The sequence below is a fragment of the Streptococcus constellatus subsp. constellatus genome, assembly GCF_023167545.1.
Taxonomy (GTDB): domain Bacteria; phylum Bacillota; class Bacilli; order Lactobacillales; family Streptococcaceae; genus Streptococcus; species Streptococcus constellatus.
In genome coordinates this window covers 143,553-164,789 of the sequence record NZ_AP014647.1, presented here as the reverse complement: position 1 = coordinate 164,789, position 21,237 = coordinate 143,553, and the positions used below count along the sequence as shown (strand labels likewise).

The 21,237-nt window shown below is 39.5% G+C and carries 25 protein-coding genes, 2 tRNA genes, 1 other RNA gene and 2 pseudogenes; 2 read left to right on the top strand and 28 right to left on the bottom strand.

Features of this window, described 5'->3' with window-relative positions; all coding sequences use genetic code 11:
• Positions 1 to 12: 12 nt before the first annotated feature.
• From rpsG to rsgA, 9 genes are all read right to left on the bottom strand, one after another.
• The gene (gene rpsG / locus SCSC_RS00890; RefSeq protein WP_003026449.1) at positions 13 to 483 is read right to left on the bottom strand and encodes a 30S ribosomal protein S7; all 471 of its coding nucleotides are present in this window, start codon (positions 481 to 483) and stop codon (positions 13 to 15) included.
• 19 nt (positions 484 to 502) lie between these two features.
• Entirely contained in the window at positions 503 to 916 is a 414-nt protein-coding gene (gene rpsL / locus SCSC_RS00885) for a 30S ribosomal protein S12 (protein ID WP_003026451.1), read from the bottom strand.
• Positions 917 to 1,116: 200 nt separating this feature from the next.
• Positions 1,117 to 1,683 (bottom strand): hypothetical protein, encoded by a 567-nt coding sequence (locus SCSC_RS00880; RefSeq protein ID WP_006269425.1) that lies wholly within the window; start codon positions 1,681 to 1,683, stop codon positions 1,117 to 1,119.
• A gap of 13 nt (positions 1,684 to 1,696) precedes the next feature.
• Complete coding sequence (gene purR / locus SCSC_RS00875) at positions 1,697 to 2,515, bottom strand: pur operon repressor (RefSeq protein ID WP_006269438.1); 819 nt, start codon at positions 2,513 to 2,515, stop codon at positions 1,697 to 1,699.
• A gap of 92 nt (positions 2,516 to 2,607) precedes the next feature.
• The gene (locus SCSC_RS00870; protein ID WP_006269437.1) at positions 2,608 to 3,552 is read right to left on the bottom strand and encodes a 3'-5' exoribonuclease YhaM family protein; all 945 of its coding nucleotides are present in this window, start codon (positions 3,550 to 3,552) and stop codon (positions 2,608 to 2,610) included.
• Positions 3,542 to 4,798, bottom strand: a complete 1,257-nt coding sequence (locus SCSC_RS00865; protein WP_006269435.1) for a DNA recombination protein RmuC — start codon at positions 4,796 to 4,798, stop codon at positions 3,542 to 3,544. The genes SCSC_RS00870 and SCSC_RS00865 overlap by 11 nt, the downstream gene beginning before the upstream one ends.
• A gap of 1 nt (position 4,799) precedes the next feature.
• Positions 4,800 to 5,432, bottom strand: coding sequence for a thiamine diphosphokinase (locus tag SCSC_RS00860; protein ID WP_003070985.1), 633 nt, complete (start codon positions 5,430 to 5,432; stop codon positions 4,800 to 4,802).
• A complete protein-coding gene (rpe, locus tag SCSC_RS00855) occupies positions 5,425 to 6,084 on the bottom strand; it encodes a ribulose-phosphate 3-epimerase (protein WP_006269426.1) in 660 nt (219 codons plus the stop codon). The genes SCSC_RS00860 and rpe overlap by 8 nt, the downstream gene beginning before the upstream one ends.
• A gap of 12 nt (positions 6,085 to 6,096) precedes the next feature.
• On the bottom strand, positions 6,097 to 6,975 hold the full coding sequence (gene rsgA / locus SCSC_RS00850) for a ribosome small subunit-dependent GTPase A (protein ID WP_006269428.1): 879 nt from the start codon (positions 6,973 to 6,975) through the stop codon (positions 6,097 to 6,099).
• Positions 6,976 to 7,086: 111 nt separating this feature from the next.
• On the opposite strand from rsgA, the gene SCSC_RS00845 reads away from it, so the two are divergent.
• Both SCSC_RS00845 and SCSC_RS00840 read left to right on the top strand, forming a co-directional pair.
• Positions 7,087 to 7,169, top strand: a tRNA-Leu gene (locus tag SCSC_RS00845).
• 127 nt (positions 7,170 to 7,296) lie between these two features.
• Positions 7,297 to 7,385 (top strand) — tRNA-Ser (locus SCSC_RS00840).
• 64 nt (positions 7,386 to 7,449) lie between these two features.
• Here the strand turns inward: SCSC_RS00840 and rsmA are convergent.
• The 19 genes and pseudogenes from rsmA to SCSC_RS00745 form a co-directional block, all read right to left on the bottom strand.
• The gene (gene rsmA, locus SCSC_RS00835; protein WP_006269432.1) at positions 7,450 to 8,325 is read right to left on the bottom strand and encodes a 16S rRNA (adenine(1518)-N(6)/adenine(1519)-N(6))-dimethyltransferase RsmA; all 876 of its coding nucleotides are present in this window, start codon (positions 8,323 to 8,325) and stop codon (positions 7,450 to 7,452) included.
• Between the two features lie 18 nt (positions 8,326 to 8,343).
• Positions 8,344 to 9,060 (bottom strand): hypothetical protein, encoded by a 717-nt coding sequence (locus SCSC_RS00830; RefSeq protein ID WP_003070999.1) that lies wholly within the window; start codon positions 9,058 to 9,060, stop codon positions 8,344 to 8,346.
• On the bottom strand, positions 9,050 to 9,628 hold the full coding sequence (gene rnmV / locus SCSC_RS00825; protein ID WP_006269434.1) for a ribonuclease M5: 579 nt from the start codon (positions 9,626 to 9,628) through the stop codon (positions 9,050 to 9,052). The genes SCSC_RS00830 and rnmV overlap by 11 nt, the downstream gene beginning before the upstream one ends.
• Entirely contained in the window at positions 9,629 to 10,405 is a 777-nt protein-coding gene (locus SCSC_RS00820) for a TatD family hydrolase (protein ID WP_003071005.1), read from the bottom strand. It lies immediately after the preceding gene.
• A gap of 133 nt (positions 10,406 to 10,538) precedes the next feature.
• The gene (rpmH, locus tag SCSC_RS00815) at positions 10,539 to 10,673 is read right to left on the bottom strand and encodes a 50S ribosomal protein L34 (RefSeq protein ID WP_003026476.1); all 135 of its coding nucleotides are present in this window, start codon (positions 10,671 to 10,673) and stop codon (positions 10,539 to 10,541) included.
• A gap of 143 nt (positions 10,674 to 10,816) precedes the next feature.
• Positions 10,817 to 11,451, bottom strand: a pseudogene (locus SCSC_RS00810) (HI_0552 family protein).
• A gap of 85 nt (positions 11,452 to 11,536) precedes the next feature.
• Positions 11,537 to 12,580, bottom strand: coding sequence for an RNA-binding cell elongation regulator Jag/EloR (gene jag, locus SCSC_RS00805; protein WP_006269429.1), 1,044 nt, complete (start codon positions 12,578 to 12,580; stop codon positions 11,537 to 11,539).
• Between the two features lie 12 nt (positions 12,581 to 12,592).
• Positions 12,593 to 13,408 (bottom strand): YidC/Oxa1 family membrane protein insertase, encoded by an 816-nt coding sequence (locus tag SCSC_RS00800; protein ID WP_006269439.1) that lies wholly within the window; start codon positions 13,406 to 13,408, stop codon positions 12,593 to 12,595.
• Positions 13,392 to 13,751: a ribonuclease P protein component gene (rnpA, locus tag SCSC_RS00795; RefSeq protein WP_003071021.1), complete on the bottom strand. Its 360-nt coding sequence runs from the start codon at positions 13,749 to 13,751 to the stop codon at positions 13,392 to 13,394. The genes SCSC_RS00800 and rnpA overlap by 17 nt, the downstream gene beginning before the upstream one ends.
• Before the next feature lie 266 nt (positions 13,752 to 14,017).
• Positions 14,018 to 15,529, bottom strand: a complete 1,512-nt coding sequence (gene glpK, locus SCSC_RS00790; protein ID WP_006269430.1) for a glycerol kinase GlpK — start codon at positions 15,527 to 15,529, stop codon at positions 14,018 to 14,020.
• 306 nt (positions 15,530 to 15,835) lie between these two features.
• Positions 15,836 to 17,185 (bottom strand): glucose-6-phosphate isomerase, encoded by a 1,350-nt coding sequence (locus SCSC_RS00785; protein ID WP_003071028.1) that lies wholly within the window; start codon positions 17,183 to 17,185, stop codon positions 15,836 to 15,838.
• An 89-nt stretch (positions 17,186 to 17,274) separates the two neighbouring features.
• Positions 17,275 to 18,036 (bottom strand): ferredoxin reductase domain-containing protein, encoded by a 762-nt coding sequence (locus SCSC_RS00780; protein WP_006269721.1) that lies wholly within the window; start codon positions 18,034 to 18,036, stop codon positions 17,275 to 17,277.
• 18 nt (positions 18,037 to 18,054) lie between these two features.
• Entirely contained in the window at positions 18,055 to 18,402 is a 348-nt protein-coding gene (locus tag SCSC_RS00775) for a hypothetical protein (RefSeq protein WP_003071033.1), read from the bottom strand.
• Positions 18,403 to 18,528: 126 nt separating this feature from the next.
• Complete coding sequence (locus tag SCSC_RS00770; RefSeq protein ID WP_006269728.1) at positions 18,529 to 19,095, bottom strand: TetR/AcrR family transcriptional regulator; 567 nt, start codon at positions 19,093 to 19,095, stop codon at positions 18,529 to 18,531.
• A gap of 284 nt (positions 19,096 to 19,379) precedes the next feature.
• Positions 19,380 to 19,466: signal recognition particle sRNA small type (ffs, locus tag SCSC_RS00765), an RNA gene on the bottom strand.
• A gap of 2 nt (positions 19,467 to 19,468) precedes the next feature.
• Positions 19,469 to 20,092 (bottom strand): annotated as a pseudogene (locus tag SCSC_RS00760) (hypothetical protein).
• A complete protein-coding gene (tadA, locus tag SCSC_RS00755) occupies positions 20,041 to 20,511 on the bottom strand; it encodes a tRNA adenosine(34) deaminase TadA (RefSeq protein WP_006269700.1) in 471 nt (156 codons plus the stop codon). The pseudogene SCSC_RS00760 and the gene tadA overlap by 52 nt, the downstream one beginning before the upstream one ends.
• Positions 20,508 to 20,789, bottom strand: a complete 282-nt coding sequence (locus tag SCSC_RS00750) for a restriction endonuclease (RefSeq protein ID WP_232565275.1) — start codon at positions 20,787 to 20,789, stop codon at positions 20,508 to 20,510. Before SCSC_RS00750 ends, tadA begins: the two co-directional genes overlap by 4 nt.
• A 2-nt stretch (positions 20,790 to 20,791) precedes the next feature.
• Entirely contained in the window at positions 20,792 to 21,121 is a 330-nt protein-coding gene (locus SCSC_RS00745) for a restriction endonuclease (RefSeq protein WP_006269715.1), read from the bottom strand.
• Positions 21,122 to 21,237 lie beyond the last annotated feature (116 nt).

Sequence of the window (21,237 nt, the reverse complement as noted above, 5' to 3'; positions counted from 1 at the left end):
AGAGTAGCAATCTTACCAACGGAAGTGAGCAAAAGCACGGTTAGCTTCAGCCATACGGTGAGTATCTTCACGTTTTTTAACAGCTGCACCAGTATTGTTTGCCGCATCCATAATTTCTTTCGCAAGACGATCTTGCATAGTGTGTTCTCCACGTGAACGTGAAATAGTTACCAACCAACGAAGCCCAAGAGTTGTACGACGTTCTGGACGAACTTCAACTGGGACTTGATAGTTAGACCCACCAACACGGCGAGCACGTACTTCAAGTACAGGCATGATGTTTTCCATAGCTGTTTCAAATACTTCAAGTGCATCGTTTCCAGTAGCTTCTTTGATTTGCTCAAAAGCGCCATATACAATTGAAGCGGCTGTACCACGTTTCCCATCAAGCATAACGCGGTTGATAAGACGTGTCACTAATTTTGAATTGTAGAGCGGATCTGGCAATACTTCGCGCTTAGGCGCACGGTTTTTACGACTCATTTATCTTTATCCCCTTTCCTTATGCTTTTGGTTTTTTGGTACCGTATTTAGAACGGCCTTGCTTACGATCAGTTACACCTGCTGTATCAAGTGCACCACGAACGATGTGATAACGTACCCCTGGAAGGTCTTTTACACGTCCACCACGAAGAAGCACAACACTGTGTTCTTGCAAGTTATGTCCGATACCTGGGATATAAGCAGTCACTTCGATCAAGTTGCTCAAACGTACACGAGCAAATTTACGAAGAGCTGAGTTAGGTTTTTTAGGTGTCATAGTACCAACACGAGTTGCAACACCACGTTTTTGTGGTGAGTTTTCACGAGTAGGCACACGTTTCAGACTATTATAACCAACGTTTAAAGCTGGTGATTTAGATTTTTCTACTTTTGATTTACGCGGTTTGCGAACCAATTGGTTAATTGTAGGCATCTACATTTCTCCTGTATTTTTTTAATTTTGGTGATGATACACTTGGTGACAGCTATCATCTGCGTGTACTTTTGCAACATTTGTCAGCACGTCTCTGTACACTTTTGAGAGACCAAAAGTAAAAAGTACCGTCTATTAGTATAACACGACGACACTTTCTTTGTCAATATATTTTTATAGTTTTCTTGCTGAGTTCCCATCTATTGCCCCGCAGTATTTGTGGCTGGGACACCTGCTCCGTTAGTCGTTGGAGTTTGAGCTGAATTGGTCTCAGCCTGTCCTGTGGTAGCTGAAGTTGCAGGAGCTTGATAGGTTTGTTGATAAGTTTGCCCTGCATCTGTTTGAGGCGTCACAGCGTTTTGATTTGCTGTAGCAGCTGCTTCATTGGCTTCACGCGCAGCAATCGCGTCACTAACTGCCTTAATCCGTTGTTGAAGTTGAGCTTTTTGAGCTTCGTCTTTCAACTTGTCCACTTTTTCTTGAGCAGGCGTTACATTAGCCGTCGTCTGCTCTGTCTCCAATTTTTTAACAGCATCTTCTGCCTCTTGTACAATTTTGGCTTGCTCTTTTTTCTCTTTTTCTGCTTTCGATTCTGAAGATTTTGATGTTGAAATGGTTCGCCTTACAGTCGGAGCAGCTGCACGCGTCGCATCATCTTGCTTTTTAACGAAAAATAATCCAGCAGCAAGAATGAGCGCCAAAGCTATAACAATCGAAATTCTCAGCCACAAAGAGCTTTGATCCAATTTATCCAATATATTTTTCAAATTCTCACCTCATCTATTTGTCAAAAATATTGCCAACTTCTACACTGATTTTGTTAGACTTCACATCAATATTTGTTACTTTCAACAAAGATTTGTAATCTAAGTGCTCACGCTCTGTCTGTGCATTTTCCGCAAAAACTGCTACACCAGCCAATTCCGAATCAAATTCTCGTAAAAGGCTAATCATGCCGTTGACTGTCCCACCACCTTTTAAGAAATCATCTACGATTAAAACACGGCTTCCAGCTTTTAGGCTGCGTTTCGACAAGAACATCTTTTCAATACGATCCCCACTTGAACCTGACACATAATTGACGCTAACCGTTGAACCCTCTGTAATTTTCAAATCGCGGCGCACGATGACAAATGGGACATTTAATACATTTGCCACTGCATTTGCCAAAGGTACTCCTTTTGTAGCAACGGTCATAACACCATCAATTTTTTGGTTTCTAAATGTCTTTGCAATAATGCGCCCAATGTTATTTAAAATAGAAGGCGTACTCAACAAATCCGACAAATAAATGTAGCCACCAGGTAGAATCCGATTGCTTTCGGACAATTTCGTACAAAGTTCTTCTACCATTGCCTTAGCTTCTTTATCCGAGATAGAAGGAGTAAAAATAACACCTCCTCCTGCCCCTGTGATGGTTTCGATATATCCGATTTCCATTTCTTCAAAAGCACGTTTAATGATGACAATATCTTCGGAAATGGAGGATTTTGCGGACTCATACTTTTCAGCAAATGTATTGAGACTAGTTAGTTCATAAGGATGATTGATTAGGTAGTTAGAAATGACTACCATGCGTTCACTTCTTCTTAATTTCATTTTTTCACCAATTTTATTTTATTTTCTTCATTATATCATAATAAGACCAAAAAACGAACATTATTTTTGCAATAACATTCGTTTTTCGTTTTTTACTTATCAAAATTTGGTTTATAGAAGGAGCGGTTGTCCATAGCAAAGATTCGATTGGTCATTTCACCTTCACCAACTAAGGCTAAAGCTGAAGTCATCATCATCATTTCCGCATCTAAATTGTCAATCATGTGGATAATCTCTGCTTCCATGATTTTGGGACGAACAGGACTGCCGTATTCCAACAAACCGTGATGGCTTAGTAATACGTGACGGAGAATGATGACATCTTCTTTGGTATCTTCGATTTTTAATTCTACCAATACCTTTGTCATTTCTTCGTCAATCAAGGCAATATGTCCGATGAGATTGCCTCGAACAGTGTATTCTGTCTGTTCAGGACCCGTCAATTCCAGCACTTTTGCTAGATCATGCAACATAATCCCTGCAAACAAAAGACTTTTATTTAACTGCGGATAAATATCTCCGATGCTATCTGCCAACCGCACCATTGTAGCTGTATGAAAAGCAAGTCCTGCTTCAAAAGCATGATGATTCGTTTTAGCAGCAGGATAAGAATAAAATTCTTTATCGTATTTAGCATACAAGGCTCGCACCACACGCTGCCAAATTGGGTTTTCAATTTTGAAGATCATTTGTGACAGATATTCACGTAGTTCTTGGACATCAACTGGTGGTTTTTCCTTAAAATCAGCTGGATTGTTTGGCTCGCCAACTTTAGGCAATCGCAAGGTAATTTGATTGACTTGAGGGGTGTTGTTATACACTTCTCTGCGCCCTTGCATGTGCACGACTTTTCCAGCAGTAAATTCTTCTACATTGTGAGGTTGGGCATCCCATAATTTTCCTTCAATCGTTCCCGTATCATCTTGAAAGGTGAATGCCAAATAATTTTTTCCAGCTCTTGTCTGACGCAGTTCAGCGGATTTGATGAGATAAAATCCCTCAAACAACTCGTCTTTCTTCATTTGGTTAATCTTCATATTCTTCCTCTTCATCTTGGAAATCTAGCAGACCATTTAAGTCCGATTTGTTCGAAATTTCAATATGGCGCAAAGTTCGCTCGATAGCATTGGTTCTGCGCGTCAGCAATTCATCAATATTTCCAGAAGCGTGTTGCAAATGTTTTTGCGCCTTGAGCAAAATGCCACCAAATTTATTAAATTCTGATTTGACATTGCCCAAAACCTTACTGATGTCATCTGCACTTCTTTGAATATTGAGCGTTTTAAAACCGACCGAAAGCGAATTGAGTAGAGCAGACAAAGTAGATGGCCCTGCGACCACAATCTGCTCGTCCCGACGCAAACTGTCAAAGAATTCCGGATTGCGAACAACTTCTGAATAAAGCCCTTCTGTTGGTAAAAACATCACTCCAAAATTCGTTGTTGCAGGAGGCGCTAAATATTTCTTATTGATGTCCTTGGCAAAACGTTTGACACTAGCCAACAAAGACTTGCGGTACAAATCAATCTCTTCTTTGTTTCCTGACTCATAAGCATCCTCTAAGCGATAGTAGTCAGCAAGCGGAAACTTGGAATCAATTGGCAAATAAATGTATTCTTTTTCTACTTGCCCCGGTAATTTAATCGCGTACTCTACACGTTCACTAGAGCCTGGAACTGTTGCAAACTCACGCTCATACTGGCTCGGTGTCAGAATGTCTTCAATGATTTGACCAAGCTGCAATTCGCCTAAAATCCCGCGCGTTTTAGTATTGGAGAGTACCTTGTTTAGAGTGCCCACATCACGCGCTACATTTTGCATTTCTCCTAAACCGCGATTGACCGATTCTAATTGTTTTGAGACCGTTTCAAAGGAAGCTTGCAATCTTGTTTGCAGTGTCTTCTCTAATTTTTCTTCCACCGTTTGGCGCATTTGTTCTAAACGGTGGTCATTTGACTCTTGAATTTGGCGCATTCGTTCATCTGTCTTATCACGATTTTGGGTTAGATTTTCACTTATTTCTAAACGCATTTCCGTTAAATTCCGATGTAAATCCGTACGCACCTCACCCAAACGATCTCCCAGAGCCAATTCCAGTTGTTGTTGTGTCAGAAGACTTCGTTGCCGTTCTTGCTCAAAACGGTAATCCAACTGATCAGATAAGTGATCAGCTTGATCTTCCAACAATTTCTGTACCTGATCTGCCTGTTGCTGATTCTTTTGCCATAAAAGAAAGGTCACAACAAGATTTCCCAGCAATAAGAGGATAATTATAAACTCCATACTAACTCCTGTCTTTGCTATAAATGACAATAACATAACCTGATTGGCACTCTAAAAAAACGGGCTCATCTATAAATTCGTTAGAAGCATACACTTTTTTGAAAAAATAATTGGATTCGTTTAAAGGATATTTGGCTCCTTCAATCGTTAACTGACTATTGCTCACAGACATAAAAGCTAGATAATCCATACCAACTACCGGCTTTATCTCGTGACGCCCTTGAGGACAATAGCTGAGCTCATTTTGCGCACTACAAAGCCGAATTTGTTGCATATAAGGCGTGATTTCTGGATCGCTCGGCAAGAAAATATTTGCCAAAGTATGATCCAAGCGCCCGCCAAAAGCACCAAAAATAGTCACTTGTGCCTGCGGATAACGTACAAAAACAGTCTTGACAGCTAGTTCTAAATCTGTGTCGTTTTTTTCAGGTTGTGCTTGAAGTACCTCCTTAGATTGAGAACAAACCAAAGCCAGCTCTTCCTCCGAAACAGAATCAAAGTCACCGACCGCTAAGTCTGGACAAATGCCTTGTTCAATGAGAAACAGGCTTCCTCTGTCCACTCCGATAAAAATGTCAAAATCCACTTGAAAACTATCTATCATCCCGCCAGCAAAAAGAGCAATTTTAGTCATGCAATGCTTCTTTCAATGTTTGAACCTGATGAGCTACATCTCCTTTGAAAACGTAACTGCCCGCTACAAAGACATTGGCACCGGCTTCTTTGGCAACGCGAATGGTTTCATCATCAATACCACCATCTACTTCAATATCAAAGTCTAGTTGGTTCACTTCTCTCAAAACAACTAATTCCCGTACTTTATCCATTGTTTCTGGCAGAAAGGCTTGTCCACCGAAGCCTGGATTGACCGTCATAACCAAGACTTGATCGACTAAATTCAAAACATTTTTCACCACTTCAACAGGCGTCCCTGGATTGATAACGACACTTGCCTTGACACCTGCTGTCCGAATCTTTTGCAAAGCTCCGTGAATATGAGGGGTTGCTTCAGCGTGGATACTGATAATATCTGCACCCGCACGAGCAAATTCTTCAATATGATGTTCTGGATTAGATACCATAAGATGACAATCAAATACCAATCTACTGTGCGGTCGCATGCTTGCGACCACACCCGCACCAAAGCTGATATTGGGCACAAAATGACTATCCATAATATCAATATGAACATATTCTGCACCAGTTGCTTCTAGCTTTTTTAGTTCCGATTCAAAATTAGCATAATCTGCACTTAAAATAGATGGTGCAATTTTATAAGGTTTCATTTGACTTCCTCCTCACTTAGGTTGCTTTTTAGCTACTTTTTTATAGGTTTCACGACGGTTTTCAATTTCACTCAGAAATTGCAAGTAATTCTCGAAACGAAAAGCTGCAATTTGTTCCTTTTCAACGGCAGGTTTTACCGCACAATTCGGTTCATGCGTATGCGTGCAGGTCCGGAATTTGCAGCCATGACTGACTTTTGCAATTTCAGGAAATGCTCGATTTAAATCCTCTGCATTGTCCACTTCATAATCCAGCGAAGAAAATCCCGGTGTGTCTGCAATTTTTCCCCCATTGAGATTGTAAAAACTAACCACTCTAGTTGTGTGGCGACCACGACCCAAACTTTCTGAAATTTTTCCGGTTTCCAACTGTAAATCTGGTACCATTTTATTGAGCAGAGTAGATTTGCCAACCCCAGTTTGTCCCATGAAAACAGTCGTCTTAGCTGTTAAAAACGGCAACAGTTCTGTTATTGTCTTGGCAGTATCATAGCCGATAGAGCGATAAATATCAAGGAAAACGTCTAATTCCTTGTCGTCCGCCAACAAATCTAATTTACTGATATAGATAATCGGGTGGATAGCTTTCTGCTCCAAGAGGACTAAATAACGGTCCAAAAGATTAGGATTGAAATCTGGCTCTTTAGCACTCATTATTACAACAGCTTGATCTATATTGACAATAGGTGGTCGTACCAGACTGTTTTTTCGCTCTGCTATTTTTAAGATATAACCTTCAGAATCTTTCTCAGCAGAAAATTCGACCTCATCCCCCACATAGGGAGTTTGTCCTTTCTTGCGGAAATTTCCTCTAGCTCTAGTCTGATAAACCTTGCCTTCTGACTCTACATAATAGAAGCCTGCTAAGGCTTTCACAATTGTTCCTTTCAAATGGACTCCTTTAACGCTTAATAAGTTCATTATAACAAAAAAAGCAGTATTTTGCTTTTTAGTGCAAAAAAATGATGAAAAACGTTTTTAATATGGTATAATAGAAACCAAGCGGAAATGGCGGAACGGCAGACGCGCATGCTTCAGGCGCATGTGTCCATTCGGACGTGAGGGTTCAAATCCCTTTTTCCGCATTTTTATTTCGTTTGAGACTTCGTCAATTGTAGCGCACCTTACTCAAGTTATGCTACGCTTTGTCTTCTCGTTTGGAACGAAATAACATAGTTGGATACACCCCATTAAGTGCTTATTTTAAATTCTGGAAAGGTGGCCCAGCTTGGTACGGCACCGGACTCGAAATCCGGCAAATGGATTTTATTCATGCGCGGGTTCAAATCCCGTCCTTTCCTTATGAAGAACCTCACTAAGATGAACTTAGCGAGGTTCTTTGTTATGTGATACTTATTATTCAGTTTATCTGAATCCCTCATCATATAAGCTATCTGATAAGCGGGAAAATTCTTGCAAATCAAGTGCTTCTCCTCGAACATTTGGAGACAGATCAGCATTATTCAAAGCGATCTCCAGTCTTGTTTTAATTTCATCCGATTTGCCAAAACAACTAGTTAGATTATTCCAGAGGGTTTTCCGACGGTGAGTAAAACTAGCTTTTGAGACCTTGAAGAAGAAGGGTTCATCTTTGACCTCAACTGCCGGCTTGTCTCTACGAGTCATTTTCAGAATTGCCGAATCCACATTTGGGGCGGGAACAAAGACTGTCCGCGGTACGATAAAAGCGACCTTAGCTGTCATGTAATATTGCACAGCTATTGACAAACTACCATAAGACTTACTATTGGGCTGCGCCGAGATGCGATCAGCTACTTCTCGCTGCATCATCACAACAAATTCTGAAAAAGGAATCCGACTTTCTATCAGATGCATCAAAATCGGAGTCGTGATGTAATAAGGCAGATTAGCCACCACTTTGATAGGTAATTCTGGATTAGCAAATTCCTTGATCCAAGCTTGTAAGTCTGACTTAAGAATATCTTCATTGATAATCTTAACATTTTCAAATTCCTGCAGGGTATCTGCCAAAATCGGCATTAGACGCTCATCAATCTCAAAAGCCATGACTTCTGCTGCATTTTCCGCTAAAAACTCAGTCAGTGCCCCAATGCCCGGTCCGATTTCAATCACATTAACATGTTTATCAATTTCAGCTGTATCCACAATTTTTTGTAAAATATTGGTATCTGTCAGGAAGTTCTGACCGAATGATTTTTTAAAAGTAAAACCATGACGCTCAAGTACAGCTCGCGTCACGCTATAATCCGCAATTCTCATAATTCTCATTTCTATCCATTAGCTAAATAAAATATATAAAATCCGCATAATTCCTAGCACAAGCAAAATCCAAAATGCTGGATGAATCCGGCGTTTGTTACCTTTTGAATCGGATTCAATCACATTATCTGCCTGCTTGCTTTCTTGATTTTGCCGCTTCTTCAACTCATCTTGGTAAGCAGCTGATTTTAGAATATTGTCTTCTGGCAACATGTCTGAAGCATAATCATCTGGAAACCCCATAGCTAACCCAAGCAAGTCCTTATCCGTTAGAGAGAAATCTAAATCTTCTGGTTGATTTTGCTGAATAGCACGGATATTTTTTAAAAGTTTATCAGAAGCGATAGGCAATTCGTCCATAGAAACAATTTCTAAAACGTCAAATCCCAGCGTATCATCCTCTTTGACATTTGCAATAATATAGCGAACAAAATCATCATACAGTTGCAACACCTGTGGAGCATGTTGCTCTAAAAAAGACCGATTGTGGCGGGCATTTTGCTGGAATTTTTCAATGGAAAGAGTAACTCCCATATTCTGCTCTTGATAAAATTCTTCTGCTTTCTCTTTATCTTCTTTTTCAAGCTCTTCTACTTTTTTCCACAAATCAATAGCTGCTTGCAGATCTTCTTCATTCCAAAACAGTTGCCAGAAATAGGGAATACTATAAATTCCCTCCGCTAAAACACGTGTCTCATCTCCGTTTTTAAAATAAATATAACTTCTATTTGCCATGTCGCTTCCTTTCGTACTCTTTCATTACATTTTCAACATCTGTCAATCCAATCCCAAACAATTCTAGTCGTTTAAGCAACTGTTTTCCATTTGAATAGCCAATGCGGAGTTCTTCTCCTAAAAATTCACGACGTTTGCGGCTGTCATTGCCTGCCAGAAATCCTAAGCGAATCAAATCTGAACGTGTGATATCAAAATCAGTCTTTTTTTCAAAATGTTTAGTTACCTGAGAAAGAGCAGCTTTTAAATCGTCATAAGAAGCATGCTCGATCCCCAATGATTTCCCTTTACTTTTAAACTTAGGCGCTGCTTCATCACGATTGAGAAAAGCATGCTGAACACTAGGAATGGCGGTCATAATCATCCTACGAATCCGTTCACCATTGACATCTGGATCAGTAAAAACGATAACCCCATGTAAATCATGAAGTCTTGCAATTCGCTCTAAATCCTCTTGGTTAATCGCTGAACCTCTGGTTTCATAGGTTTTCACATCAAAATATCGTTGAAGATTAACCGTATCATCCCGACCTTCAACCACAATGATTTGAGAAATTTTCTCTTTCATTTATTTTTCCTTTAAATCAAAAATGCGCAGAGCATTCTGATAGGTTGCTTCCGCCACTTCTTCCGTCGTCAAGCCGCGAAGCTCTGCTATTTTATCTACAACATAACGAGTATAAGCCGTTCGATTTTCACGACCACGTTTTGGTACAGGGGCTAGATAAGGTGCATCTGTCTCAACTAAAATCTTATCTAAAGGCAACTTCTGCGCAGCTTCTTGCACATCTACAGCCTTTTTAAAAGTCACCACACCAGAAAAAGAAATCATCATACCAAGCTCAACAAAACGTTCAGCCATTTCTAAAGAGCCTGAATACGAGTGCATAATACCACCCTGTTCGCCAACACTAGCTTCCTTAATAACTTCATAAGTATCTTCCAGCGCATCACGCGTATGAACAACAAATGGCAAATCGTGGTCTTTCGACAGCTGAATCTGACGTTTGAAGACCTCAATCTGCACATCTTTCGGATCTTCCATCCAGTGATAATCCAGACCAATCTCACCGAGGGCAATAACTTTGGAATCGTGCAAATGACTGACAATCATGTTTTCAACTTCTTGCGTATAAGAGCCTGCCTCAGTTGGATGCCAACCAATCGTGCTGTATAGTTCATCATATTGACGAGACAGCGCTAGCGACTTTTCAATGGTTTCTGTATCAAAACCCACAATATTCATCTTGGTAACACCTAGCTCGCGTGCGAAAGCAATCTCTTCAGCTTCTTTTCCTGCAAAATTATCCACGTTAAGGTGTGTATGTGTATCAAAAATATTCATCAGTTCAATCCTCTTTATATCATTTTCTATTATATCAAAATCTCGCGGTAAATGCAGTTTGTCTCGTTGTTATCCAACAAAAAAACCAGCGGTCTCGAGTTTCCGTTGGTTCTTCATCTTGTATTCGTTTGGATTATGCAGCCAAAACTTTGCGTCCTTTACGACGACGGCTAGCAAGCACGCGACGACCGTTTTTAGTTGCCATACGATGACGGAAACCGTGTTTGCGCGCACGACGGATTTTACTTGGTTGATAAGTACGTTTCACTTTGAATACCTCCTCTTAGATTCTTGTATTCGTTTAGCCGGCTATGTGATCAGTTACTAAACATACTTAACTATTCTATATGATTCTTCAACATTTGTCAATAGCCCCTTACAAGTAAACGCCTTCTTCATCATTACTATCTCTTAAAGCAATCGAGTTGCCTCATAGAAAGGAATAAGTGTTGTCATAGCAGTTTGGAGTTCATTCAGCACTTCCCCTATTGAAGTGGCTTGAGCTAAATCCACATCGTATTTCACTAAGACTTTACGAATTTGCCCTGCTTTTACTTGTCGAGTCAAATATTGCCGATTTTCTTCTGTTCCAACAAATCGTTGACTGACACCATTTATTTGAGCCAAATAATAAACTGGATCTGTGATTGATACCTGCAGCACTCGATTTTGCTTTGTCAGACTGGTCTCATCTTTCTTACGCTCAATAAAACTAACTTCTAGCGACACTCCAAATTCCTTCGGATTCCCATATAATCGCAAGGCAAACATGGGTTCTGTGATATTGCCATAACCACGCAAGTAGTTCCAAAAATGGGATCGCAAAATTTGAGCTTGATTCATCCAGTTGCTGCTGCACTCCAGAGTTAATTTTGGATAAAATGCTTGAAATTGCTTTACCAAATCGACAAATTCCTTGCGGGCAGCCTGCCCCCCTTCTGTTTAAAATCAAGCATCGTCCCTCTCAATTCTCCCGCTTTATCAGGAGAAATATATTTATTTCCTTGCAACACTAAGTAAGCTTCAATAGCTGGAAAAATAGACATGCAAGCTCCTTTCTTCTCAATCTCAAGCACATCAAATAGTGGACTAAATGGAAAGAAAAGACTGAAAAGAAATTCTTCTCAGTCCTTAATTATATTCACTATCAATATCCACTACAACATAACGGTTTGGTTCGTCACCCTCTGAATAGCTGGTAAGCCCATCCATTTTAGAAATAATTCGGTGAATAATTTTCCGCTCATTGTTAGACATAGGATCAGTCTTTTGACTATGTTGGTATTCCAACACACGATCAGCTAGCTTCTGAGCGTAGCTTTGTAGAACTTCTGCTCGATGTTCTACATAATCATTGACATTTATAGAAATGTAAAAACTCTTAGAGTAACGATTATAAAGATAATTCTGTGCCAATAATTGAAGAGCTTTCAGCACTTTTCCGTGATAGCCGATAATGCGACCAGGCTCATTGGTATCAATTTGCATATTGATTGTCCGACGATTATGAGCACTTGCAAGGCTAGCTTCTACGTCCATTTCATCCACGATGTTTTGCACATAACCCGTCACACTCGCAACAACTTCTTCAACATCATAATTTTCTTCAACTTGAATGCCCAAATCTTCAAAATCAGCCGGCTCTTCAGCTATCGGTTGACTTTCCGAGCGCTTTTCTATAGCCTGATCAAAAGAAATAATCTTATCGGTTGTCTTTTCTTCTTGAGCGACCGATTTTTGAAAATTTACGATATCACTATCTTTCAACAAGTCAATCGTTCCTGTCTCTTCAAGAATCGTGCTGGCTTCTTTTTCATGCTTCAAGATTTCAGCTTTGACATCATCTGAAATTTCTTTGCCTTCTTCTTCAACTTTTTTAATAGCTGCAACAACGTGGCCTAAGTCAACAGTTGCTTCACTGACGCTCTTGACAGGTTCATTTTGAGCATTGATTTCTTCTGGAACACCTTTGACAGCCTTTTGATTCGCCTTTACTACTGTCGTTTCGTTGATGGGTTCTACGTCAACTTGGGCTAATTTCTTGCCAAATAATCCCAAAAATCCTTTTTTCTCACGAGAAATCACTTTGATATGTGCTTTCATCCTTGGAATCTCTAACTCACGCAAGCCATTTTGAATAGCTTCTTCAACACTCGCTCCTGTAAATAATACCATACAAGCGCCTCCTTACTTTTTCTTTTTTTGTGCTTTACGATAGGCACGTTTTTTCTTTTCTTCACGTTCACGCTCGACAGTCGCCTTTGCTTCTCTTTCTGCAATGATTTTATATGGATTGCTCAGTAAAAGCGTTTGGAACACTTGATAAGCATACGACGTACTCCAGTATAATGCAACCCCACTCGCTACGTTGACCGCAAAGAAAAAGACAAAGATTGGCATGATAAACATCATTCCTGTCATCAAACCATTACGTTCTGCCATTCCCTTATTGCTCAACCAAGTGCTCAAAAAGGTGAACGCAGCTGCTAAAACTGGCAAAATATAATAAGGGTCTGTCGCCCCAAGATTCATCCATAAGAAATGCCCAACTTTAAGAAACTCAACACGGATCAAAGCATGGTATAACGCAATCAGCACAGGCATTTGAATGAGCAAGGGCCAAAATGATGCCGAAGGCTTCACTCCTAATTCTTTATATAGTTTTTGCGTTTCTTGAGCCAGACGATTACGGCTTTCCATATCACGCCCTGGATACTTCGCCTGCAATTCTTTCACCAATGGCTGTGCTTCCTGCATTTTGCGCGAAGCATTGATCTGCAATTGGAAAACTGGCAGAAGAACAGTCCGGATAATTAAAGTGAAGAGGATAATCCCAATCCCCGTACTTCCATTAAAGGAAAGAAACCGAATCGTTACAGCGAAGAAATACACAAATCTTTCCCATAAATCTGGCGAACTCGCTGTAACCTCACTCGTTCCACATGCTGTTAGAATGAGCAAAGCCAGAGCTAAAAGCACCACCAACTTACTTTTCTTTTTCACAACTCAAACCTTCCTGATAAATTTTTGCTATTTTTAGTACATGAAGTAAATTTTGTTCCAATTCTGGATAAGTCAGAATTTCTACACCTTTCCGTGCAATGACGACAAAATCAAGCGTTGCTAACTTTAGTTTATGAGTTATCAAAACGTGTCGAATACGACGTTTAATCTTGTTGCGCATGACCGCGTTTCCTAGTTTTTTACTGACAGATATTCCTACTCGAAAGTGTTTTTGTTTCTTTTCTAATTTATAAATGACGAATTTTCTATTGGCAAAACTTTGCCCAACTTTGAAAATCGCATTAAAATCTTTCTCGCTCTTGACGCGATAGCTTTTCTTCAAAACTCAACTCCATCTACCAAAATTATATCTATTATACCATAATTTTCAAAAAAACCAATAAGAGCAGGTATATTCGCCATTTTACTAATTTTCCAAGCTAAATTAGAATGAATTTTGTGAGCTGTTCTTCTTAAAATTTTATGCGAAAGCTATTTAAAATGGTGAACAACGAAAAAGCGACTAAGATCTATTCCTAATCGCTTCTCTACGTCTGATACTCAATGATTGCACGTATTTATAAATTTGGGCAACACCATATTTTCCAATTATTTATTAGATTCTTTTGCAAAAAATTGTGTGGCTGCAACTGCTGCTTTCCAGCCTTTGTACAATTTTTGGCGCTCTAGTTCTGACATAGTTGGACAGAATATTTCCCCAACCGCATTTAATGTTTTCAACTCCTCCATGTTTTTCCAATAGCCAACCGCAAGTCCTGCTAGAAAAGCTGCTCCAAGAGCCGTTGTTTCCAAATTTGCCGCACGCGCTAACTCAATTCCCAGAATATCTGCTTGAAACTGCATGAGGAAATCATTCATGGCAGCACCACCATCTACCTTCAGGACTTGGATAGCTGTATCTGTGTCCATTTGCATCGTATCAATGATATCGCGCACTTGATAAGCAATGGATTGCAGAGTTGCTTTGATAAAATCTTCTTTACTCGTTCCACGTGTCAAGCCAAAAATAGAACCTCTTGCTTCTGGATCCCAATAAGGCGCTCCAAGGCCTGTAAAAGCTGGAACAACATACACTTCATTTTCATTGGTGGAATTTTTTGCATATTTCTCAGATTCAGGTGAATTAGAAATCATGCGCAGGCCGTCACGAAGCCACTGAATAGCACTACCCGCAATAAAAATCGAACCTTCCAAAGCATAAGTCACTTTGCCATTTATCCCATAACCAATGGTTGTCAAAAGATTATTTTTTGATAAATTGCATTCCTGCCCAGTATTCATAATAATGAAAGAGCCCGTCCCATAAGTGTTCTTCACCATTCCCGGCTCAAATGCCAACTGACCAAAGAGAGCAGCTTGCTGATCGCCTGCCATTCCTGAAATCGGTACTTCTCCCCCATAGAAATGATAAGGTGCTGTTTTGCCATACATTTCTGAGTTTGAGCGAACTTCTGGTAGCATAGCCTTAGGAATGTTGAGCAAGGATAAAATCTCGTCGTCCCACTTCAAATCCTTGATGTTGTATAACATGGTCCGCGCTGCATTGGAATAATCAGTCACATGAGCTGCACCATCCGTTAATTTCCAGACCAACCATGTATCAATCGTTCCAAAGAGCAATTCTCCTCGCTCTGCACGTTCCTGTGCTCCTTCCACATGATCTAAAATCCAGCGCACCTTGGTCGCAGAGAAATAAGCATCTATAATCAAACCTGTTTTTCCATGAAAGAAGTCTACATATCCATCTTGTTTGAGCTTTTCTGCTAAAGAAGCTGTTTGCCGAGACTGCCAAACGATCGCATTGTAAATGGGTAATCCGCTTTTTTTATCCCACACAACCGTTGTCTCCCGTTGATTGGTAATCCCAATCGCTTCAATCTGATTTGGCTTAATGCCACTTTCGATAAAGGCACCTGCAATGACCGACTGCACCGAATTCCAAATCTCATTTGCATTGTGCTCAACCCAGCCTGCTTGTGGAAAAATCTGAGTAAACTCTTTTTGACTCGTGGCAACTTGTTCGCCCTTTTTATTAAAAATAATCGCCCGCGAACTGGTTGTCCCTTGGTCAATCGCCATGATATAAGTTTCTTGTGACATAAAACGCCTCCATTGTATGTTCTATTTTTATTATACACAATAAAGCGTTTTCTTTCTATCTTTTTCTTCTGTTTTTGTGAAAATTTCACTTGAATCCGAGTTCAGACATATAAAAAGGAAGTGGGACAGAACTCAAAATTAAAAATTTTAAGTTCGTAGTCCCACCCCCGCAAAGATGATTAGGAACTCTTGCGAGCTTGAACAGCGAAAAAAGAGTCCAATCAGCTACTGCGTCATTTGTTTATCACGAAACTCTTTCAGAAGTTGGAAACTTTTGTCCCAGCCTCTCTGTCACTCATTTACAAATTACAAACGAGCGTTTAATTCTTTGCTCAATTCTTCAAATCCTGGTTTTCCAAGAAGAGCAAACATATTTTTCTTATAAGCTTCTACGCCCGGTTGGTCAAATGGGTTAATCGCATTCAAGTAACCGGAAAGAGCGATAGCCAGCTCAAAGAAATAAATGGTGTAACCAAGAGTAAAGGCATCTTGCTCAGGAAGCGTTACATACATATTTGGCACGTCACCGTCAGTATGAGCCAGAAGCACACCATCTGTCGCTTTCTTGTTAACGAAGTCAACATCTTTTCCTTGGAGGTAGCCAAGTCCATCTAAGTCTTCTGCCAATTCAGGGATCGTCACGTTCTTGCGTGGTTTGTCCACACGTACAACTGTTTCAAACATAATACGCGCACCTTCTTGGATAAATTGTCCAAGAGAGTGAAGATCTGTCGAGAAGTTGGCAGATGTTGGATAAATACCTTTTTGGTCTTTTCCTTCTGACTCGCCAGCTAATTGTTTCCACCATTCTGAAAAGTATTGAAGTGATGGCTCGTAGTTAACCAAAATTTCAGTCGCATAACCTTTGCGGTAAAGGATATTACGAAGAGCTGCGTATTGATAAGCTTCGTTTTCTGCAATCTTGTCTGAAGTGTAGTCTTTACGTGCTGCGTTGGCACCTTCCATAAGGGCTTTGATGTCAGCGCCTGATGCAGCGATTGGAAGCAATCCAACTGCTGTCAATACTGAGAAGCGTCCACCGATGTCATCTGGAACCACAAATGTTTCCCAACCGTTAGCATCTGCTTCAACCTTAACAGCACCTTTTTGACGGTCAGTTGTCGCATAGATACGTTTGTTAGCTTCTTCTTGACCGTATTTATTAATCAAGAGTTCTTTGAAGACACGGAATGCGATGGCAGGTTCTGTCGTTGTCCCTGATTTAGAAATCACATTGACTGAGAAATCTTTATCCGAAACGTATTCCACCAAGTCTGCAAGATAAGTAGATGAGATAGAATTTCCTGCATATAGAATTTGAGGAGCTTTGCGTTCTTCTTTGGTTTGCAAGTTCGCAAAATGATTGTTCAAGAAATCAATCGCTGCTTTTGCTCCAAGGTATGAACCACCAATCCCAATCACCACCAAAACATCGCTGTTTGATTTGATTTGTTCTGCTGCTTTCAAAATACGAGCAAATTCTTCTTTATCATAGTTTTCTGGAAGGTCAAGCCAACCACGGAAGTCACTTCCTGCACCAGTTCCTTTGCGCAATAGTTCATCTGCTGCAGAAACTTGCGTTTGCATATAGTCCACTTCATGTGGTGCAACAAATTTTCCAAGAACGTTTGAGTAATTAAATTGAATATGTGTCATTATAGTCCTCCAATTTTTCTTCCCTACTATGATACCGCTTTACCGCTTTTTTATCAAGCGATTTTCTTGACTAAAACGTTTCCAATTTATTATTTTAATCCCCTAAAAGAATCTAACTTAATCTGTTTGCTATCAATCCCCTTGTCTTCAAGAAATTTTTTCATCGCTTCTGTATCACCAGGACGACCAGCCAAGAGATAAATTGCTTTGTTGCCATACTGTTCTGCTGCTTGCTTCAGTCTTTTTTTACTTTGAGAAAGGTTGGCACTTTTGCTATAATCCAAGTTACTATATTTTTGAGCTATTTGAGACAATTTTTTATCAAAAACCAAGACACCTTTGTCCAAGTGGCTGAGAACAATGGAACGTTTACCAGCCCACTCTTTGACAATAGGCTTCATGGCTGCAATACCGACATCAGATGCAAAGCAAACAAGGGGTTCCTTGTCGTTTGCAACTGATAAATTAGAGGTTAACCAACTCATCTCAACTTTACTACCTGCTGGCAAGCTGGTTAAGGTTTTCTTATAAAGACTGCCGTTATTGTGCGTCAGAATAAGTATCTCATTGTCATCAGGATTGGAGGCGATGGTCAGCCAGCGATTCTTTTGTCCGCTCTCTTTAATATTAGGTAAGGCAATCTTAGCATAAGAACCGGCCTTCCAAGTCATATTTTTAGGTTTTGTCAGATGAATGAGGTGAATATCGTCGCTAGGATTTTCAATACATTTAACCGATAAAGATTGACTGTCCCCAAAATAGACAATCGCACCCCAAATAATGAGACATCCAAGAAGGCCCACAGCAAGGATTGATACAGTAATCATTAACATTTTAGAACGTCCTTTCATGATTTCTCCTTAAAACTTTTATTTCCAAAATTTAAATGATATCCATAGTGCTAGCGCAATAATCACAATGAAGCTTATTGCCATCACAATAAAATCCATATTAGGCAGACTGTAAATGTAAGCCATAACAGCTACTGCCGCCAACCAAATTCCTACAATTTGATAGATAAATGATAATCGAGGCACCATACAGAGACCTATTGCAAGCAAAATCAGACCACCAGTCGCAAATGACATAAAATCAGGTTTTGCTAGATTAACAGACACTTTGGTAGTTCCCCAAATAATCACTAAAATACCGATTACTGCTAGGCTAAGACCACTAATGGTTAATCCGTTCATTTGTTTTCCTCCGTTCGTATTCATGCTTTTCCTCCTTTTATTTTAAAATTTGAGTGACTACGTAATAATCAATTCATAAAAAAATCTTGAATGAACAAATAATTATATTCATTCATTTTTGTTTAAAAAATAAAGAATCGCAATCCTTTATTAAAAAAGTCCTTTGACAAAGTAAGTCGCCAAGGTTTCAATGGTTTGACTGATATGAGGGAAATCCTCTTCAGTGATATGGGTATCCATATAGTAGAAAAGCTGATAAACCTGCAGCACTTCTTGGATTTTTTCTTGAGAATAGCCTTCTGCCAGCATACGATTGGTAAAGGTTTCCACTAAAAACTGATGAAATGGATTCGCGTCCTTGCCTTTTTCCGAAGAATAATAGCTATGCAGCTCATCAGAAATAGCCGGGTTATACCATTCTGCCAGAATTTTACTGGACGAAACGAGATTTCGCGACTGACTAAAAATCTGCCCGACGAGTTCGACCGCATCTCCTTGCCAATCAATATCGTCTCTCATTGCTTGACGCACACGGTTATTTTCATCAATATAAACATCCAGAAAAATGGCTTCCTTGGAGTCATAATAGTTGTAAAAAGAACCAACCGCCATGCCAGCTTGCTTGGCAATCTCAGAAATTCCTGTTGCCTTATAACCTTTTCTTGAAAAAATGACATAGGCAGCAGATTTTAATCTTTGTTTTTTATCTTGCGACATGATGAACTCCTTCCTAAGTAGCGTACAATAGCAGGATGTGAATGAATCTAAAATATTATTCATTCATATTATAGAGCACTATCAGTTTTTTGTCAATAGTGTCCTTAAAAAGAAACTTTAGAAAGATTCTAATTATTTGTTGACTCCAATCCTCAGTAATCACAGTCACATACTTGACTTATAGGCAATGGGCTATGTAAATAGCTAAAATATTAATAAGTTTGTTCCTGCTTAAACTACATCATTTGACTATACTAAACTTCGTTCTCTAATCCCATTCTTCAAAATAAAAAGAGCACACAATTCACACTCGCTTAGGGCTGCTGGATTCCTCCTCTGACCCGCTTCACGCAGAATTGTTGCTCCATAAACATTATAACATAAAATATCTGAACTGCAAAGTTAGAATTTTTTCTTTTTTTAGAAAAGAGATGGCTAACAGACAAACTACTAATCCTATCAAAGCCAGCTGAATAATTGTCAAACCAGCCTGTCCGCTGTCTACGGACCAAATGATTTTTAAAAAAGCTGTTACAACCAAAATAAGCCCCACCATTTTCCAACTATGCAACCAGGTGGCACGAATCAGCAAAATAAAAAAACTGAGTACAAGAAAAGCAAAGAATAAATTTCCCCCGTCAAACCAGCCTGTAAAAACTCCCGTTCATAAGTTAAAAATTCTTTAACCAAGAGAAGCGTTGTCCGAGGAACAGGAAACCAAATCATACTGGTAAATAGAGCTAGAATACTGACAAATAACCAAGTATTTGTCGCCGATAAGAAAAAATAAAATTGGAAGGAGTAAAATAGGATGGGTGTGCCAGCTTAACTGGTTTTGGTGGCATTTAAAAGCCCAAGCTTGAAAATCCAAATTCAGCACTAACAAGCTGATAAAAAAGGCTGCCAGTCCAAGTAAGAAAGCTGAAATAAGCCATTGCTTTTGTTTTATCTTTTTTTTCTTCTTTGTCTGAAAAATTCCTGCATGATTGCCGCACATTCGACCTCCAAAATCCCAGTTTCAAGTTCAACTCGGTGATTAAGACGTTCATCCGTTAGAATGTCATAAAGACTGCCTGCTGCGCCGAATTTTGGATTCTTTGCACCATAGATAACCTGTGGAATGCGAGCCAGACCAATAGCACCACTGCACATCACACAAGGTTCAATAGTAACAAAAAGGGTCGTATCCAGCAGACGCCAGCTATGCTCATGCTGATTGGCCTCCTCAATCGCCATCACTTCCGCATGCATAATCGCTCGCTGCAATTCCTCACGTGCATTATGTCCACGACCGATAATCTTCCCGTCCTTGACAATAACACAACCAATCGGAATTTCATCATTAGCAAGCGCAATCTCTGCTTCTTTCAAAGCCTCCCGCATGAAAAACTCTTTTTCTTCAACTGTGTAGTTCATCTTTTAACCGTATAATCCTCTGTATGATAAAAATCTCCTAATTCATAAGTCGTGACTTCTCTGACATGAAGTTTATATTTGGCAACTAGATCCGCAATATCCTCGCTATTGATTAAAGTAATGACTCTAGTCCCTTGACGAACTGCTTCAATAGCACTTCTTGAAAAATCAGAAGTTGTAATAAAAATACCATATTCTGCATTGTATTTATCCATTGCACCACGGAATTTATCAATCTCCGGAGAAGGAACATTGTTTTCCCAACGCTTTGCTTGGATAGCTACACGATTGGTTCTGAAGTCATCTGTACTAGTAATAAGCCAAAACCATCTAAACCACCATCATTAGTATAACTAACTCCAATTTTTTCATCTAGTTTGACACCCATCTCCTTGACTAGACCACGAGCAAAAGTTTCAAATTTTTGTGGTGACATAGATTTTAAAGCTCTTGTCAACTCAACTCTCCAATTTTCTTTTGAGTCATCTAGTGAATGTTTTAGTTCCTTTTCAAAGGATAACTTGAAGAATTGTTTTGACTTCTTCTCATTTTTCCAAAATTGAATGGCTTTCTGTTGAATATCGCTAGCAAAATGCTCATCCAGTTTCACTTTTCTACCTAATTCTGTCAATTCAAAAGTCGATTGCTTGGTTTAGAAAGATAGCCCGTGGTAAGTAAACTTTTGGCTGAAAAATTAAAAGTGTAATCACTAGGTTTATAAATTTT